19 protein-coding genes are annotated in these 17,832 nt (G+C 45.3%); 7 read left to right on the plus strand and 12 right to left on the minus strand.

Going from position 1 to position 17,832, the window contains the following annotated elements:
- The first annotated feature begins 4 nt into the window (after window positions 1-4).
- Together R7M72_RS07150 and R7M72_RS07155 are read left to right on the plus strand one after the other, a co-directional pair.
- Window positions 5-499 carry a DUF3299 domain-containing protein gene (locus R7M72_RS07150; protein ID WP_005379600.1) on the plus strand — a complete coding sequence of 165 codons (495 nt, stop codon included), beginning with the start codon at window positions 5-7 and terminating at the stop codon, window positions 497-499.
- Window positions 500-821: 322 nt separating this feature from the next.
- On the plus strand, window positions 822-1,727 hold the full coding sequence (locus tag R7M72_RS07155) for a TIGR03899 family protein (protein ID WP_203345705.1): 906 nt from the start codon (window positions 822-824) through the stop codon (window positions 1,725-1,727).
- Window positions 1,728-1,816: 89 nt separating this feature from the next.
- On the opposite strand, the gene cysC is transcribed toward R7M72_RS07155, so the two are convergent.
- The 5 genes from cysC to cobA form a co-directional block, all read right to left on the minus strand.
- A complete protein-coding gene (gene cysC, locus R7M72_RS07160) occupies window positions 1,817-2,434 on the minus strand; it encodes an adenylyl-sulfate kinase (protein ID WP_005379598.1) in 618 nt (205 codons plus the stop codon).
- 24 nt (window positions 2,435-2,458) lie between these two features.
- Window positions 2,459-4,183: an SLC13 family permease gene (locus R7M72_RS07165; protein ID WP_318056115.1), complete on the minus strand. Its 1,725-nt coding sequence runs from the start codon at window positions 4,181-4,183 to the stop codon at window positions 2,459-2,461.
- Between the two features lie 250 nt (window positions 4,184-4,433).
- On the minus strand, window positions 4,434-5,864 hold the full coding sequence (gene cysN / locus R7M72_RS07170; RefSeq protein WP_017633444.1) for a sulfate adenylyltransferase subunit CysN: 1,431 nt from the start codon (window positions 5,862-5,864) through the stop codon (window positions 4,434-4,436).
- Window positions 5,865-5,882: 18 nt separating this feature from the next.
- Window positions 5,883-6,791: a sulfate adenylyltransferase subunit CysD gene (gene cysD / locus R7M72_RS07175; protein ID WP_005379592.1), complete on the minus strand. Its 909-nt coding sequence runs from the start codon at window positions 6,789-6,791 to the stop codon at window positions 5,883-5,885.
- A 59-nt stretch (window positions 6,792-6,850) separates the two neighbouring features.
- Window positions 6,851-7,726, minus strand: coding sequence for a uroporphyrinogen-III C-methyltransferase (gene cobA, locus R7M72_RS07180; protein WP_031780800.1), 876 nt, complete (start codon window positions 7,724-7,726; stop codon window positions 6,851-6,853).
- Window positions 7,727-8,001: 275 nt separating this feature from the next.
- Here cobA and cpdB point away from each other — a divergent pair, with 275 nt between their 5' ends.
- Together cpdB and R7M72_RS07190 are read left to right on the plus strand one after the other, a co-directional pair.
- Complete coding sequence (gene cpdB, locus R7M72_RS07185) at window positions 8,002-9,963, plus strand: 2',3'-cyclic-nucleotide 2'-phosphodiesterase (protein WP_085569689.1); 1,962 nt, start codon at window positions 8,002-8,004, stop codon at window positions 9,961-9,963.
- Between the two features lie 97 nt (window positions 9,964-10,060).
- On the plus strand, window positions 10,061-10,639 hold the full coding sequence (locus tag R7M72_RS07190; protein ID WP_033906009.1) for a Crp/Fnr family transcriptional regulator: 579 nt from the start codon (window positions 10,061-10,063) through the stop codon (window positions 10,637-10,639).
- Between the two features lie 54 nt (window positions 10,640-10,693).
- On the opposite strand, the gene dbpA is transcribed toward R7M72_RS07190, so the two are convergent.
- Window positions 10,694-12,073: an ATP-dependent RNA helicase DbpA gene (dbpA, locus tag R7M72_RS07195; RefSeq protein ID WP_005379583.1), complete on the minus strand. Its 1,380-nt coding sequence runs from the start codon at window positions 12,071-12,073 to the stop codon at window positions 10,694-10,696.
- Between the two features lie 142 nt (window positions 12,074-12,215).
- Between dbpA and R7M72_RS07200 the strand changes: the two genes are divergently transcribed.
- The gene (locus R7M72_RS07200) at window positions 12,216-12,677 is read left to right on the plus strand and encodes a GNAT family N-acetyltransferase (protein WP_017820295.1); all 462 of its coding nucleotides are present in this window, start codon (window positions 12,216-12,218) and stop codon (window positions 12,675-12,677) included.
- Between the two features lie 91 nt (window positions 12,678-12,768).
- Here the strand turns inward: R7M72_RS07200 and R7M72_RS07205 are convergent, their stop codons facing one another.
- A complete protein-coding gene (locus R7M72_RS07205) occupies window positions 12,769-13,365 on the minus strand; it encodes a LysM-like peptidoglycan-binding domain-containing protein (protein WP_053303347.1) in 597 nt (198 codons plus the stop codon).
- Window positions 13,366-13,597: 232 nt separating this feature from the next.
- On the opposite strand from R7M72_RS07205, the gene R7M72_RS07210 reads away from it, so the two are divergent.
- Window positions 13,598-14,218, plus strand: coding sequence for an FKBP-type peptidyl-prolyl cis-trans isomerase (locus R7M72_RS07210; RefSeq protein ID WP_005383137.1), 621 nt, complete (start codon window positions 13,598-13,600; stop codon window positions 14,216-14,218).
- A gap of 153 nt (window positions 14,219-14,371) precedes the next feature.
- Entirely contained in the window at window positions 14,372-14,851 is a 480-nt protein-coding gene (locus R7M72_RS07215; RefSeq protein ID WP_017820297.1) for a DUF2780 domain-containing protein, read from the plus strand.
- Window positions 14,852-14,986: 135 nt separating this feature from the next.
- On the opposite strand, the gene rplQ is transcribed toward R7M72_RS07215, so the two are convergent.
- From rplQ to rpsM, 5 genes are read right to left on the minus strand one after another with little or no spacing between them, the layout of a single operon-like run.
- Window positions 14,987-15,367 (minus strand): 50S ribosomal protein L17, encoded by a 381-nt coding sequence (gene rplQ / locus R7M72_RS07220; RefSeq protein ID WP_005383141.1) that lies wholly within the window; start codon window positions 15,365-15,367, stop codon window positions 14,987-14,989.
- A 26-nt stretch (window positions 15,368-15,393) separates the two neighbouring features.
- Window positions 15,394-16,386: a DNA-directed RNA polymerase subunit alpha gene (locus tag R7M72_RS07225; protein WP_005383143.1), complete on the minus strand. Its 993-nt coding sequence runs from the start codon at window positions 16,384-16,386 to the stop codon at window positions 15,394-15,396.
- A 24-nt stretch (window positions 16,387-16,410) separates the two neighbouring features.
- Window positions 16,411-17,031 (minus strand): 30S ribosomal protein S4, encoded by a 621-nt coding sequence (gene rpsD, locus R7M72_RS07230; protein ID WP_005383146.1) that lies wholly within the window; start codon window positions 17,029-17,031, stop codon window positions 16,411-16,413.
- 27 nt (window positions 17,032-17,058) lie between these two features.
- Complete coding sequence (gene rpsK / locus R7M72_RS07235; protein ID WP_001118870.1) at window positions 17,059-17,448, minus strand: 30S ribosomal protein S11; 390 nt, start codon at window positions 17,446-17,448, stop codon at window positions 17,059-17,061.
- Between the two features lie 18 nt (window positions 17,449-17,466).
- Entirely contained in the window at window positions 17,467-17,823 is a 357-nt protein-coding gene (gene rpsM, locus R7M72_RS07240) for a 30S ribosomal protein S13 (RefSeq protein WP_005383154.1), read from the minus strand.
- Between the last annotated feature and the right edge of the window lie 9 nt (window positions 17,824-17,832).

Here is a 17,832-nt window from a genome sequence, read left to right on the forward strand (position 1 = left end):
TAAAATGTGGAAAAAAATACTCGCAAGTTGCTTGCTGGTCGTCGCATTCACAGCGCCTGTTATGGCCAGCGAAGAACCATTAAAGCTTGACTGGATTGACCTTGTTCCAGAAAAAGAGCGTAAATTGTTCGACAGTATAGGCATGCCCGCATCTGATCACAGTGGTGGCGCAGCCCAGCAGTCCAAGATTGGTAACGTTCGACCAGAACTGAACGGAAGCCAAGTTAAAATTCCGGGGTTTGTTATCCCACTTGAAGGTGATGCCGATACCGTCACCGAATTTTTATTGGTGCCATATTTTGGAGCTTGTATTCACGTGCCACCACCGCCTCCAAACCAGATCATTTACGTGAAGTTTCCGAAAGGCGCGCCTGTTCAAGAGTTGTGGGATGTTATATATGTGGTTGGAACGTTGAAAACCGAGACGATAAACCACGAACTGGCAGAAACGGCTTACGTTATTGAGGGATCAGAAATAGAAGCCTACGACGATATGTAATTTAAGTCGTCGATAAGCCTCGCTACACCTAAGGCGTCACACTGGCGCCTTTTTTAGCTTTGTGCTACACGATATAACGAGATAAATACGCTAACACGCCCACATAAATAACCAAAAGAAACGCTATCGACAGGTGCTTTTTGAGTTTACCTGCTTCTGAGAACTTCATAGCCCCTCCAAAATAACGATAACAATTTTAACAACTCATTATCATTTTGAATAGCCCTATTCGTTCAAAAACTGAGAACTCCTGTCTGGTCGCTTGGTCAGATAAGGTGTAAATTTAAACGTGCGAACCGCGCAGTTCTTGGTAGGAAAACGAATGGCAGACCCGACAAAGCAACCTGTTGTCATCGAACATCAGTCAGACACAAAAAAAAATACGCAACAAGAAAAGAAACAAGGCTACATAAAAGACAGTGCTAGTAAGGTAAAAACCATAGCCCAAATACACGGTCTTGACGCCTTACTGCAAACCGAACCACCAGCCAAATCTGCGTTTGAAAGAGCCCAATTGCGAGAGCAACGACGCCAAGAACAGCGACAAAAAAACTTAGAACAGATTTTAAAATTAGCGCACAGTTCATGCCGAGATGAGACAGCGGGAGAGCCAGACCAAGATTGGTTGCATCGATTTTTTGAGATGGCTCAAGACATCCATAACAGCGCGATGCAAAAGCTATGGGCTCAAGTGATGAAGCGTGAAGTGACCAATCCGGGTTCAACGTCCATGAAAGCGTTGAAAACCCTCAAGGATATGTCACCAAAGGAAGCACAAACTCTGCAAAGAGCCGCCTCTTTAGCGTGCAGTTTTGGAGGGGATCACAGCAGAAAACTGCTGATTGGTTGCAAAGCCCAAGGAGGCATATTTAGCTTCGGCAAGCGAGACGTCGCTAACAGCCTAAATATGGGAAGTTTTCAACTGCCGTATTCAAGCTTGTTGCTCTTAATTGAATTAGGGCTGCTGCACAGTGCCGAACTTGAATCTGGCGAAATTAGTATCGAGACACCGTTGGTCCTCACCTACCAAGGTAAAAACTTGTCACTGAACGTAAACAGTAAAGGTGTCCGCCTTTTATATTACCGCTTCACACCCACAGGCAATGAGCTCTGTACCTTGCTCGGAAACAAACCACATGCCGAATACTACGATCAAATGCTTGCACTGTTAAATCATAGATTTAGTGTCCATAGTGAAGCTAAAAGTACGGTTCATCATACCGTCTAGCCAGCTTGAGAAGCATTTGATCACCTATGATCCAAATACTTCTCCAGCTGCTCAAAGAGCTTTAGGTCACCTATGATCTAAATGCTTTTTTATCGGATCACACCGCGTTGTTTAAGATCGATTAAGCACAAATCCACCAGCTCATCGACACTCTTTTCTCCCGCGGGCAAATCGATTTCAGGGTTCTCTGGCGCTTGATATTCCGAATCAATACCAGTGAAATTAGGAATCTCTCCCGCACGGGCTTTACGGTATAAACCCTTAGGATCTCGACCTTCGCAAACCTCTAGAGATGCATTGACATACACTTCGATAAACTCGCCTTCTGGCAATAAATCGCGCACTAACTTCCGCTCTGCACGATGCGGTGAAATAAACGCCGACAGAACAATTAAACCCGCATCTGCCATCAACTTCGCCAGTTCACCAATACGACGAATGTTCTCGCGACGGTCCTGTTCAGAAAAACCTAAATCGCTACACAAACCATGTCGTACATTGTCACCATCCAATAAATAGGTGTGGTAACCCAATGCTGCAAGGCGATTTTCCAACGCCCCCGCTACGGTTGATTTACCCGCTCCAGATAAGCCAGTGAACCACAATACGGCAGGTTTTTGCTTCTTTAATTCAGCACGAAACTGTTTATCAACCGAATGCTGGTGCCAAACAATGTTTTCATCTTTTACCGTCGTTTCGGCAGTCATAACGTATCCTTGTAAATATCGGAATTAAAACGGGAAAAAGACCGGGATCAAAGTAAGTACTAATACAGAGTACACAATCGAAATTGGCACTCCAATTCTCACGTAGTCGGTCAATTTGTAATTTCCTATGCTGTACACCAGCAGGTTAGTTTGGTAACCGTAGGGAGAGATAAAGCTCGCACTCGCGCCGAACAAAACCGCCATGATGAATGGCATCGGATCCACGCCATAACCCACCGCCATGCTATAGCCGATAGGAAAAGAAAGCGCAGCCGCGGCATTGTTTGTCACCAATTCAGTGAGTACCAATGTCATGATATAAGTCGCCACCAAGGCACCAAATACTCCCCAGCCATTAAACGCTTCAATAAACATCACTCCCATTCTTTCTGACAATCCAGAAGAGATCATCAGTTGAGCAATAGACAAAGCGGAACCGACAATCACGACGATATCGATCGGAAAACGGCGGCGCAGTTCTGAAATCTGCACAATACCAAACGCAATAAGCGCGATAAGGTACGCAGCTAGACCTTTAATAATCGGTACTAACTCTAATAGAGCGCATCCAATTACGGCTGCAAAGCCCAGTAATACAATAGAAGACTTATTCGTATCAAGCCGAGCGCTAGAGTCCAAGTCATGCACTAAAACAAACTCTTTACGATGAGCTCGGCGTTCAGACTCAAAACGCTTTCCTGGAACCAGAACTAACGTGTCTCCTGGCGCTAAGGTAATACTACCCAAGCCACCTTCTAGGCGTTCGTGGCCTCGGCGAATCGCCACAACAACGGCATCGAATCGGTCGCGGAATCGGCTCTCTTTGAGGGTTTTGTAGCAAAATGTCGCCGACGAGCTCACCACAACTTCGATAAAGTTTTGCCCATTTAAGTGCTGCTGACCAAACAACTTGAGGCCCGGAATTTCTTGCAGGGTCGCGACGCTCTCAACATCGCCACAAAATAACAGGCGGTCTTTTGCGTTGAGCACAAAATCCGGTCCCACAGAAGAAACAGTAACACCATCGCGCACCACTTCTGCAAGAAACAGTTTGCGCAGCGCACGTAAATTATTCTCGCTGATCGTACGCCCAACTAGCGGTGAGCCAGGCTCAACGCGAGACTCAAGAAAGTAAGGTAAATCTTCTTGGTTTTGATCATCATAATTCGGTAGCAAGTAGCTCAGTGGAATAAGAATCAGCATCCCTCCCACCAGCACAGCCAAACCTATCATCGTAGGTGTAAAAAAGCTCAGGCTCGGTAAGCCTGCGTCTTCGACAAAGCTGTTGATGATTAAGTTAGTCGACGTACCAATCAAAGTTAATGTGCCACCAAAAATGGCGGCGTAAGACAAGGGGATAAGTAATTTCGAAGGTGCATGCTGCTGATTACGCTTAATCGCCCCAATCAATGAAACAACCACAGCGGTATTATTCGTAAATGAAGAGAGCAAGGCTGTCGATACGCCGAGCTTAGCAATCACGCGACCTAACTGGCCCTCAGAGATACTTCGGCTCACCCAACTGATCAGCAGTGTTTTTTCTAGAGCACAGGATGCAAGAATCAATAGAACCAGGGTTAACAATGAAGAGTTGGTAAAATTGGATGCGATAGTGGCTGAATCCATCATCCCAGCCATGAATGCAATAAAAGCGGCACCCGCAAAGACATAACTAGGCTTAATTTTCGTGACAAGCAAGCAAGTGATAATGCCAAGCAAAATCGCTAACACAAACCCTTGTTCCCACATAGCCTTTCCTTACCAAATAGCCCTAAAGGGCACAACAACGACTCATTTATCCATGAATCACCGACAAACGAGCAAACAGACAAAAATCAGCGCAAGCGAAAAGAACATCAGAATGCTCGGTTTCTTGGGCTCCACCGAAGCATTCTGGTATTAGGAGAATACCTAACGACATTTCGCAATTCAGTTAGGTAGCGACACCCCAAGTACAACAGCAAACAGTGCCTGAAATTATCGTACTTGGGTGAGCCAGTTACTTTTTCAGAAACTGGCTGACGTCTTTTGCTTCCCAGTGTGGGAAGTGTTTACGGACAAGCGCATTAAGCTCAACTTCAAACGCAGAGATGTCCGTCAAATCGCGCTCAACCACGGCGAGGCTCTCTTTAACCATGCCGGCACCAACCGTCACGTTTGTCAGACGATCGATAATGATAAAGCCACCGGTATCTGCACAGTCTTGATAATTGTCCAGCGCGACTGACTCATTAAGAGACCATTCACACAAACCAATACCATTCAATGGCAGCTCTGCCGAGCTATGAGTCGAGAGATTATTAATGTCATATTGATGACGAATCGCTTCAACATGACCTACGGTTTTCTTACCTGCGATTTTGATGTCATAGTCACGACCCGGTTGCAGGGGTTGCTCTGTCATCCATACCACATCGGCAAGCAAATGGTTTGTGGTTTCCACTTGAGCATTATCTAGAACAATCAAATCGCCACGGCTAATATCGATCTCATCGCTTAGCGTCAGAGTGACAGCTAATCCGGCACGAGCTTCTTCGATATCACCATCAAATGTCACAATACGTGCCACAGTTGACGTTTTACCCGATGGCAATGCTTTAATGGCATCACCGACTTTGATCGAACCAGAAGAAATGGTCCCCGCAAAACCACGGAAATCGAGGTTAGGGCGATTAACGTATTGCACAGGGAAGCGGAATTCACCCGCGCCTTTTTCTTGATCCACATCGACCGTTTCAAGAAGCTCAAGCAATGATGGGCCTTTAAACCAAGTCAGGTTTTGGCCTTTATCCACAACATTGTCCCCTTCAAGCGCTGAGATCGGGATGATTTGAATATCAATATCCCCTGTCAGATTCTCAGAGAACTTCAGATACTCATCGCGGATCTCTTCAAAGCGCTCTTGGGAGTAATCCACTAAGTCCATCTTGTTGATCGCCACAACAAAGTGCTTCAAACCCAACAGGTTGGAAATGAAAGAGTGACGACGAGTTTGATCGAGAATGCCCTTACGTGCATCAACCAGAATCACAGCTAAGTCACATGTCGATGCGCCTGTAGCCATGTTACGTGTGTACTGCTCGTGTCCAGGAGTATCTGCAATGATGAATTTACGTTTCTGCGTCGAGAAATAGCGGTAAGCCACATCAATCGTGATCCCCTGCTCGCGCTCAGCTTGTAAGCCATCGACCAACAACGCAAGGTCAGGTTTTTCACCCGTGGTGCCCACACGTTGGCTGTCTGAGTGCACTGCCGCTAGCTGATCTTCATAAATTTGTTTTGAGTCATGGAGTAAGCGACCGATTAATGTACTTTTACCGTCATCCACCGAGCCACAAGTCAAGAATCTAAGTAACGACTTGTACTGGTGTTGTGTTAAATAGCCTTCGATACCAAGCTCGGCTAATTGAGCTTCAACTGCACTGTTCATTATCTTTCCTTAGATCCTTTAGAAGTAACCTTGACGTTTCTTAAGCTCCATCGATCCTGACTGATCGTGGTCGATCGCTCGGCCTTGGCGCTCACTCGACGTTGCCACCAGCATCTCTTCAATAATGCCAGTTAAAGTGTTCGCTTCAGACTCGATGGCCCCGGTCAATGGATAACAACCAAGGGTACGGAAGCGCACACTCTTCTCTTCAATCACTTCACCCGGTTGAAGCTCCATACGATCATCATCAACCATGATCAGCATGCCATCGCGTTCAACAACTGGGCGTTTGTCCGCGAGGTAAAGCGGCACGATCTCGATGTTTTCTAAATAGATGTATTGCCAGATATCAAGCTCAGTCCAGTTAGACAGCGGGAATACACGAATGCTCTCACCCTTATTAACCTGACCGTTGTACGTCTTCCATAGCTCAGGACGTTGGTTTTTAGGGTCCCATGTATGGTTCTTATCGCGGAATGAATACACGCGCTCTTTCGCCCGTGATTTCTCTTCGTCGCGGCGCGCACCACCAAAGGCCGCATCAAAACCGTACTTGTTCAGCGCTTGTTTTAAGCCTTGAGTCTTCATGATGTCAGTGTGCTTAGAAGAACCATGAACAAACGGACTACAGCCCATGGCTAGACCTTCTGGATTCTTATGTACCAAAAGCTCAAAACCGTATTTGGCCGCGGTGCGATCACGAAATTCAATCATCTCGCGGAACTTCCAATCGGTGTCGACATGCAGCAATGGAAATGGAATCTTACCTGGGTAAAAAGCTTTACGCGCTAGGTGCAGCATCACTGATGAGTCTTTACCAATCGAATACATCATGACTGGGTTATCAAACTCAGCCGCAACTTCGCGGATAATATGGATACTCTCCGCTTCGAGTTGTTTAAGGTGAGTTAAACGTTGTTGGTCCATGTTTTGTATTTCCTTTTTAAGCTTGAAGGCGCATTACGTCTCTAATCTTTGGTCTGAAATTATATGGAGTTGGCAATAGCACTTTTGTTGAATTCAGTACTAGACAAAAACCAGTCTAACTTTTGAGACAGTCGCACTACCTCTCCGACAACAATCAAAGATGGCGACTGTGCTTCCTTCGATAAATCAGAGAGTTGGGAGAGTTCTCCCGTAAATACTTTTTGTTGAATCTGCGTGCCACGCTCAATAATGGCAATCGGAGTCGACGCTGAACGACCATGCTTAATGAGTTGATTCTGAATATAGTGTGATTTCATCAGCCCCATGTAGATCACTAAAGTCTGATTCCCACGCGCCAACGTGGACCAATCCATCTCATCACTTTCTTCTTTCAAGTGGCCAGTCACAAAGATGGCCGATTGCGCATAATCACGATGAGTCAGTGGAATACCAGCATAAGCGGTTGCGCCAGCTGCTGCGGTAATGCCAGGGACAACTTGAAAACGAACGCCGGCATCAGCAAGCACTTCTAACTCTTCACCACCACGACCGAATACAAACGGATCCCCACCTTTAATGCGCACTACTTTGTAGCCCTGCTTGGCAAAATCCACCAAAAGCTGATTCGTCTTCTCCTGCGGCACACTGTGATGCCCAGCTCGCTTCCCAACGCACACCAAAATCGTATCGCTTGGAATCAATGCCATGATTTCTTCAGACACCAAGTAGTCGTACAAAACCACGTCAGCTTGCTGCAAGCAGTTCAGTGCTTTCACCGTCAGAAGTTCAGGATCGCCTGGTCCTGCACCGACTAAGGCGACTTCACCAGGCTGTAGCGATTGCTTTGCAAAACGAGTAACACCAGCGACTGGGTTGTCAGAAACTAACCGGGGCTTTGGTTTAGGAAAAGAAGTGACTGAATCGTTCGTTGCCATGTGCTTGCTCATCGTCCATTGATATCGTTATGCAAGCATTATGGCGGGGCGTTTATATTACCTGAAATTCTAAAATTTCATTTTTTATTCAAAAATCTGCTAAGAAGTTTTTGTTTGGTCTCATTCAAAAGCGTGCAAAAGTCGGCGGTTAATATGGATAAGGTTCAGTAAACTGATTAATGTTCACAGTTTTCTGTATCTTTATCATCAAGTTGCACCTGTGTTTGATACATTACGCAGTACGATTTCCCCTTATCATTGAATTGGAGCACCAAATGAAAGTGGCAGTTCATCCTATTTCCCTCGCAGTATTAAGTGGCATGCTAACGCTTGCTGGCCCAGCAATGGCCGATACCATCAAGCTTCGTATTATCGAAACCACCGACATTCACACCAACGTGATGGATTACGATTACTACAAAGACCAACCATCACAGCAAATCGGTTTAAGTCGCGCAGCAACAATAGTGAAACAAGCTAAGTCCGAGGCAGAAAACACGGTACTAGTTGATAACGGTGATTTAATTCAGGGCAGCCCAATGGGCGATTACATGGCGGCAAAGGGGATTAATCCCGGCGACGTGCACCCAGTCTACAAAGCGATGAACCAGCTAGACTACGATGTGGGCAATATTGGCAATCATGAGTTCAACTATGGCTTAGATTTTCTACAAAAGACGTTGAAGGGGGCAAACTTCCCTTACATCAACGCAAACGTATTTGATAAACAAACCGGTGAGCATTACTTCAAACCTTACCTCATCAAAACTCACACTTTTAAAGACACAAACGGCGAAGCGCATCAAATAAAAGTGGGTTACATCGGCTTTGTACCACCACAAATTATGGTCTGGGATAAGAAGAACTTAGAAGGCAAAGTCTTTGCTAAAGACATTAAGGAAACAGCAGAGAAACTGATTCCTCAAATGAAGAAAGAAGGCGCAGACGTGATTGTGGCGATTCCACACTCGGGCATTTCTACTGATCCATACAAGCTAGGCGCAGAAAACTCTGTTTACTACCTCACAGAAGTTGAAGGTATTGATGCGATTGCTTTTGGCCACTCTCACGCCGTCTTCCCAGGGAAAGACTTCGCAAACCTACCTGGTGTTGATATAGATAAAGGGACCATCAATGGTGTAACGTCCGTGATGCCGGGCCGCTGGGGAAGTCACGTAGGTGTGATGGATTTGATGCTGAAAGAGAAAGACGGCAGATGGCAAGTCGTCGAAGGCCAAGCAGAAGCACGCCCTATCTTCGATAAAGTAAATAAGAAGTCATTAGCTAAAGCCGATGAAGATATTGTGAAAGCGTTAGAAGAAGATCACAAAGGCACTCGTGAATTTGTAAACCAACCAATCGGCAAAGCAAATGATGTCATGTACAGCTTCTTGGCATTAGTGCAGGACGACCCCACCATTCAAATCGTTAACCTTGCTCAGAAAGACTACGTAGAACGCTTTATTCAAGGCGACCCAGACCTTTCTGACATTCCAGTACTGAGTGCGGCAGCACCATTTAAAGTCGGCGGTCGTAAGAACGATCCGAATAACTTTACAGAAGTAGAATCCGGTCAGCTCACCTTTCGTAATGCGGCCGATCTTTACTTATATCCAAACACCTTGGTTGCGATGAAAGTGAAAGGTAAAGAAGTTCGCGAATGGCTAGAGTGCAGTGCGGGTCAATTCAACCACATCGACATCAACAATCCTAAACCGCAATCTTTGATTGATTGGGATAATTTCCGTACGTACAACTTCGATGTTATTGATGGGGTTAACTACCAAATCGACGTTACCCAACCGCCGAAGTACGATGCGGATTGTAAAGTGATTAATCCAGATTCTCAGCGCATTGTGAATCTGACGTTCAATGGTAAGCCTGTCAATCCGAAGCAAGATTTCATCATCGCAACCAATAACTACCGTGCATATAGCAATACTTTCCCTGGTACAGGCCCAGATTTCATTGCATTTGACGCACCAGATGAAAACCGCTCTGTCGTCGCCACTTATATTTCTCGCGTGAGTGAAGAAAAAGGAGAAGTGACACCAAGCGCTGACAACAACTGGTCTTTCGCACCGATTAAGTCCGATAACAAGCTAGATATTCGTTTCGAAACCTCCCCTAGCGATAAAGCGGCGCAGTTCATCAAAGAGAAAGGACAATACCCAATGAAACGCGTGTCAACAGACGACATTGGTTTCGCAATTTATCAAATCGATCTGAATAAATAAGGTTGATTTGACAGCAACACTAAGCGGCTCTCATGAGCCGCTTTTTTGTTATCAATAAAACCCGTTAAAATAAAGAAAACCGTTTCCGAGTTATCACATGCACAGCGATCTTTTTTCAGACTTAGTCAATCATGGCTTTTTAGAGACAGAAGCAAACCAACTTATTGAAAATGGTGAGTTGCTCGAACTGCCTACACGCCACATTCTTAATCACCAAGGAGAGTTGAGCTCACACCTTTACTTCATCATTGAGGGGTTATGCCACGCAAGCTATCTCACGGAGCACGGCAAAGAATTCAGTAAAGAATTTTATTGGGAGAAGGACTGGGTTATCGGGTTTGAGAGCATAATAAAGGACCAACCTTCGCCTTACTTATTGGAAACGCTGAGCGCTTGTCAGCTATTTTGCTTGCCAATTGAAACGTTGCATCACTGGCGAGCAGAAAAGCACGCCATTTACTTAAAGCTACTCGAAAACCAACTGGTTAATAAAGAGAATAAAGAACGCTTTATGTTGCTCTACTCTCCAGAGGAACGATATCAATTATTTTGCGCTCATTACCCAGATTTAAAGCAACGTATTACCGATAGTCAAATTGCGGCCTACCTGGGCATTACGCCAATCAGTTTGAGTCGAATCAAAGCACGCTTAACCAAAGATCACACTCTCAAATAAACTCAAAAAAGAAAAAAGCTCTTCAAACGAAGAGCTTTTTCTCTGCTATTTGAGCTATTTAAGAATTCGCGCCCGGAACTGGCGCCCTTTCATCTTGCCGTTACTAATGGTTTGTAGAGCCTTTTTAGCCACAGATTTTTCGACGGCAACATAAGCGCGCACAGGGAACAGGTGAATCTTTCCGACTTGAGAGCCTGGAATACCATTTTTTCCTGTCAAACAACCTAAAATATCACCCGGTCGTACTTTCTGTTTCTTACCGCCATCAATGTTAATCGTCACCATCTTCGCTTGGTATGGCTGCTGATTTGATTTGGCAGGCAATGTTGCTGGTACCACGTCCATCTCTAGGTATTCTTCAATACGAGCTACACGTAAACCGTCTTTCTCACCAAAAAAGCTAAACGCTAAACCTTTACTACCCGCACGACCTGTACGACCAATACGGTGCACATGAACCTCAGGATCGCGCGATAGCTCAAAGTTAAAGACAGCATCAAGATTATCAACGTCCAAACCACGCGCCGCAACGTCTGTTGCAACAAGGATAGACACACTCTTGTTAGCAAACTGCACCAATGCTTGGTCGCGTTCACGCTGCTCTAAGTCCCCGTGGATATCGATAACGCTGAATCCTTTGTGATGCAACTCATCTGCGACACTTTGCACTTCTTTTTTGGTATTACAAAAAACCACCGCGGACTCTGGTTGGTGAGTCAGCAGCAAATTCGCCAATGCTTCATCACGTGCTTCCGAGCCTTCAACTTTATAGAAGTACTGCGCAATGCTTGAGGTATCATGCGTCGATTCCACCTTAATCACTTCCGGTGTCTGCATTATACGCTGCGCAATTTGCTCAATTTTTTCTGGAAAAGTAGCACTGAAAAGTAGAGTTTGACGCTGCTTTGGCGCTGCATCGATGATTGCATCTAATGCGTCTTGGAACCCCATGTCCAACATGCGATCAGCTTCATCTAGCACCAAGGTATTCAGTTCGCTAAGATCAATTCGGCCTTTTTCAAGGTGATCCAAAATACGACCAGGAGTACCAACTAGGATATGCGCACCATGCTCCAGCGAACCAATTTGTGGCCCCATAGGCATCCCACCGCAGAGAGTAAGCACTTTAATATTATGAATGCCGCGACCTAAAGTACGAATTTCCTTCGCTACTTGGTCTGCAAGCTCACGCGTTGGACACAATACTAATGACTGGACACGAAAGCGTTTGACGTTGAGGTTCGATAAAACCCCTAAACCAAATGCAGCGGTTTTACCTGAGCCCGTTTTACCCTGCCCGATGACATCACGATGTTTTAGGATTGCAGGCAAGCTCAAAGCTTGAATTGGCGTCATGTGGGTATAGTTCAGGGAATCAAGTGTGGCGAGTAACGCTGGGTTAAGCCCAACTTGATCGAATGTTTGTTTGCTCACGGGGATATCCTCAGGTGAGATGGAAAGAGGGCACATTATCACCAGATTTGGTGGGAAAACCAGTGCTAATTAACCTTTGTTAATGAGTATGAGCTCAAAACAAAGTAAAGTCAGTCACTCTATTCTCATTACGGATAACAACATGCTCACTTGGATTACTTTGCCCTTTGCTCAGCTAACAACCACGCAGCTGTATGAAATGATGAAATTGCGTGTGGATGTATTCGTTGTTGAACAAACCTGCCCTTACCCTGAACTGGATGGTAAGGACACGCTGGAAGGCGTTTATCATCTAATAGGCTATCACGGTGATGAACTGGTTGCTTGCGCAAGATTACTGCCCGCAGGCACTACGTATGACAATGTGAGTATTGGTCGAGTGGTGACAAAGCAGACCGCGCGAGGCGGTGGCTTAGGTCATAAGTTATTGGACAAGGCCTTGGCACAATGCGAAACATTATGGCCAGGACAGACAATAGATATAGGTGCTCAAGAACACCTCATCCAGTTTTATGCTAGTCATGGATTCAAGGTTATCTCAGAGTGCTATCTTGAAGATGGTATCCCTCATGTGGATATGCGGAAAGAATCCGTAGCGCTATAAGCTTCAACTCGATTGGTTACTATGAAAACTAATCGCTATGAAAAACTAACTAAAAAGACGCGATATCTTCGCGTCTTTTCATTTGAAGCGTTTACTTGTTACGTCCAAAGGTCCCATCCGATAAACGGAAAAACATAACGGACCGCCCGCTTTTTTCCAGCTGTAGCATATCTAACTCACCTTCGTCACTAAGCTTAAAGCGAATCAATTGTCCCTGCTTTATTTGGCTTAGCGGCTTATCACTGCCCTCTATTTTGACTAGAGCGCTAAGATCCGCCATAGAGAGCTGATTACTTCTGAAAACCTGCGCTAATGTATCACCATTTTTAACCGTGTACTCTTTCCAGTCTTCAGATTTCGGTCCAGAGTTCTGAGAGGTTCTCTGCTGGCTTAAACTCTGCGCGTTCAGCTCAATCGCTACGCGTGGATGATCGACCTCAGTCTGCTCAACTGGTTGTTCTGTTTTATTCGGCAAAGGAATAACAAGGAGTACCAGAATCAATGGCACTAAGACCATCAAAGCACGCTGATGAAATTTAGGCAGACGCAACCAAAACTGCTTAACAGGCTGTATACGCTCCAACCATTGCTCTTTGTTGAACGGCTGCTTCCAGTCGATAGCAGCGAATTTTTGTTTAACCAATTCGACATAGTCGACTTGCTGCTTTTTCTTTCTGCGACGATTCATTGTAATGAGTCCCTTAATACTTCTACGGCCAGTATAAAAATACCGACGCGGAGAGTATATGTTTTTCACCAAACTAAAATGGAATTGGGATTAAATTAGCAGAAATTTCACTTGGAGTAAGAGATAAGTCACAACCTGGCCGCCTCAATTAAGCATTCGGTCGCAATCATTTAAACCTAAGCTCGAAACTGATATCCTGTTACCTTTATCACTCCTAATAAGAGCGACATTCATGTCTGAAATTAAATTTGAAACTGCAGAACAAAAAGCAAGCTACGGCATTGGTCTGCAAATGGGTCAGCAACTTGCAGGCTCTGGTCTTGAAGGTCTTAGCGTTGATGCTATCGCAGCAGGTATTGCAACAGCACTAACTGGTGACATGCCATCAATCGAAATTGATGAAATCAACAAAGCACTACAAGAACTTCACACTCGTGCAGAAACAGCTCGCCAAGAAGCAGCAAAAATTGCGGCAGCAGAAGGCGAAGCGTTCCTAAAAGACAACGCTCTACGACCTGAAGTTAACGTTCTAGACTCTGGTCTTCAGTACGAAATCATTTCTGAAGGTACTGGTGCAGTTCCTACAGCAGAAAGCTCAGTTCGCGTTCACTACCACGGTGAGCTAACTGACGGTACTGTATTCGATAGCTCTGTATCTCGCGGTCAACCTGCTGAATTCCCTGTTACAGGTGTAATCAAAGGTTGGGTAGAGGCACTACAACTAATGCCTGTTGGCTCTAAGTGGAAGCTATACGTACCACAAGATCTTGCGTACGGTGAGCGTGGCGCTGGTGCGGCTATCCCTCCATTTGCAGCTTTAGTTTTCGAAGTAGAACTATTAGATATTATCTAATTGAAACCATTTTCAATTATGATTAAATAAAACGGCGCACTAGCGCCGTTTTTTTGTCTAAACTGAATAAACTTTCTCACCTCTGAACCTTTCACTCTGATAGCCTTTAAAAATAAAATCACTTTTAAAAAACGCTCAACCTTTGGAGGTACTATGCGTAAAACACTCCTAACTCTAGCACTCCTATCAATCAACATTGGTAGTGCGCACGCATTCTTAGATTCAGTCACTCAAAAAAGTAAAGAAAGTGGCCTGATGGACATGGTCGGCAGCAGCTTGAACACCGAGTCGTCTCCATTAACAGACATGCTAACTAGCCAATTACCAGTATCCACTGAGCAAGCAGCCGGAGGCAGTGGTGCACTACTCGCTTTGGCTCAAAGCCAGCTTTCGCAAGAAAATAGTAGTGAATTACAGTCTTTGATTCCTGGACTTTCAAACTTGCAAGGAGCACAAAGCTTACTAGGAAATATTGAGAATATCAGTGCAGTAAAAAGTGCATTCGATACGTTAGGTTTAGACCCATCTATGATCAGTCAGTTTGCTCCAGTAATCTTGGATTACTTGAACAAGCAAGGCGCTAGCGAAGGGCTTCTAAGTTCGTTGGGCGGGTTGTGGAATACTAGTAAATAAGCGTAAGTGATAATCACTTTTTAAATTGCCAGTCTGCATCGGTTGAAATAAATGCAGGCTGGATATAAAGGTTTACTGAATTACAGATACAAAAAAGCCGAGCTAATGCTCGGCTTTCTCGTTCTTACGAACTGATTACTCAGCAGCTTCTTCAGCAGCTGGGCGATCTACAAGCTCAATGTAAGCCATTGGAGCTTTATCACCAGCACGGAAGCCAGCTTTTAGGATACGAGTGTAACCGCCCTGACGAGCAGCAAAACGTGGACCTAGTTCGTTAAATAGTTTTGCAACTACTTCGTTGTCACGAGTACGTGCAAATGCTAGACGACGGTTAGCAACACTGTCAGTCTTAGCTAGTGTAATCAAAGGCTCAACTACGCGACGTAGCTCTTTTGCTTTTGGCAAAGTAGTCTTGATAACTTCATGACGTACTAGAGAGCTAGCCATGTTGCTGAACATCGCTTTGCGATGTGAGCTGTTGCGGTTGAGTTGACGACCACTCTTACGATGGCGCATGACCTAATCCTTCTAACTAGTATCGATTAATCTTCAGCGATTGATGCAGGTGGCCAGTTTTCTAGGCGCATGCCCAGAGACAGACCACGTGACGCAAGTACGTCTTTAATCTCAGTAAGAGACTTTTTACCAAGGTTAGGCGTTTTAAGTAGCTCAACCTCAGTACGTTGTACTAGATCACCGATGTAGTGAATCGCTTCTGCTTTCAGACAGTTAGCAGAGCGAACTGTTAGTTCAAGATCGTCTACAGGACGCAGTAGGATCGGATCGAATTCTGGCTTCTCTTCCTTCTCCTCAGGAACTCGTACATCACGAAGATCTACGAATGCATCCAATTGTTCAGCTAGGATTGTAGCTGCACGACGGATTGCTTCCTCAGGTTCTAGAGTACCGTTTGTTTCCATATCGATAACAAGCTTGTCTAGATCAGTACGCTGTTCTACACGAGCTGCTTCTACAGCGTAGGCAATTTTGTCTACTGGGCTGTAAGTAGCATCTACTAGTAGGCGACCGATAGGACGCTCGTCTTCTTCGTTATGGATACGCGCAGAAGCTGGAACATAACCACGACCACGTTCAACTTTGATACGCATTGCGATCTCAGCGTTGTCATCCGTTAGGTGACAAATTACGTGTTCAGGGTTAGCGATCTCTACATCACCATCATGGGTGATGTCACCTGCAACCACAGGGCCCGAGCCTGATTTGTTCAAAGTAATGAACACTTCATCTTTGCCTTCGGCAACGCGCACAGCCAAACCTTTAAGGTTTAGAAGAATTTCAAGAATATCTTCTTGAACGCCTTCTTTCGTGCTGTACTCATGAAGTACGCCTTCAATTTCTACTTCTGTTACAGCACAACCTGGCATAGAAGATAGAAGGATGCGGCGAAGTGCATTACCCAGAGTATGACCAAAGCCACGCTCTAATGGCTCAAGAGTTACTTTTGCGTGAGTCGAGCTGATTTGTTCGATGTCAACTAGACGTGGCTTAAGAAATTCTGTTACAGAACCCTGCATTGTGTCCTCTCTTTAGTTTAAACCTTACTTAGAGTAAAGCTCGACGATCAATTGTTCGTTGATGTCAGCTGATAGATCAGAACGCTCAGGCATACGCTTGAATGTACCTTCCATCTTGCCACCATCTACTTCAATCCAAGTTGGTTTTTCACGTTGTTCAGCAACTTCTAGAGCTGCTTTGATACGAGCTTGCTGTTTAGCTTTCTCGCGAATAGAAACAACGTCATTAGCCGCTACTTTGAAAGAAGGAACGTTTACAACTTTACCGTTTACTAGGATAGCTTTGTGGCTAACTAGCTGACGTGCTTCTGCGCGAGTTGCGCCAAAGCCCATGCGGTAAACTACGTTATCAAGACGACCTTCAAGAAGCTGAAGTAGGTTTTCACCAGTGTTGCCTTTTAGGCGAGCAGCTTCTTTGTAGTAGTTACGGAATTGTTTTTCTAGAACGCCGTACATACGACGTACTTTTTGCTTCTCACGAAGCTGAACGCCATACTCAGATAGACGACCGCGACGAGCGCCGTGTACACCTGGTGCGTTATCAATTTTACACTTGGTATCGATCGCGCGAACACCAGACTTAAGGAATAAGTCAGTGCCTTCACGACGGCTAAGCTTCAGCTTAGGACCCAAATATCTTGCCATGATTCTTCTCCAATTGTCCTAGAAACGTTATACGCGACGTTTCTTAGGTGGACGACAACCGTTATGAGGGATTGGTGTAGCATCAACGATGTTTGTGATGCGGAAACCAGCGGCGTTTAGTGCACGAACAGTAGATTCGCGACCTGGACCAGGACCCTTAACCATAACTTCCAAGTTCTTTAGGCCGTATTCTTTAGCCATTTCAGCACAACGCTCAGCAGCAACCTGTGCAGCGAACGGAGTAGACTTACGAGAACCACGGAAACCAGAACCACCTGCAGTAGCCCATGCAAGAGCGTTACCTTGACGGTCAGTAATGGTTACGATTGTGTTATTGAAAGAAGCATGGATGTGCGCAACGCCATCTGCAACTTGCTTGCGTACGCGCTTACGAGCGCGAGTTGGTTGTTTAGCCATTGTACTCTACCTTCCCGATTATTTCTTGATCGGCTTACGCGGACCCTTACGGGTGCGAGCGTTGGTTTTAGTACGCTGTCCACGTAGTGGTAGACTGCGACGATGACGAAGACCACGGTAACAGCCAAGGTCCATAAGACGCTTGATGTTCATAGATACTTCACGACGTAGATCACCTTCTACAGTGTACTTAGCTACACCATCACGCAGTTGATCGATCTGCTCTTCAGTTAGTTCACTGATCTTAACATTTTCAGCAATACCCACTTCAGCTAGGATAGCTTGAGAGCGAGTTTTACCGATGCCGTAGATCGCTGTTAGAGCGATTACTGCATGTTTCTGATCAGGAATGTTAATGCCTGCTATACGGGCCATTATTCACTC

It is taken from the genome of Vibrio sp. YT-18 (assembly GCF_033337345.1).
In the GTDB taxonomy this organism is placed as follows: Bacteria; Pseudomonadota; Gammaproteobacteria; order Enterobacterales; family Vibrionaceae; genus Vibrio; species Vibrio alginolyticus.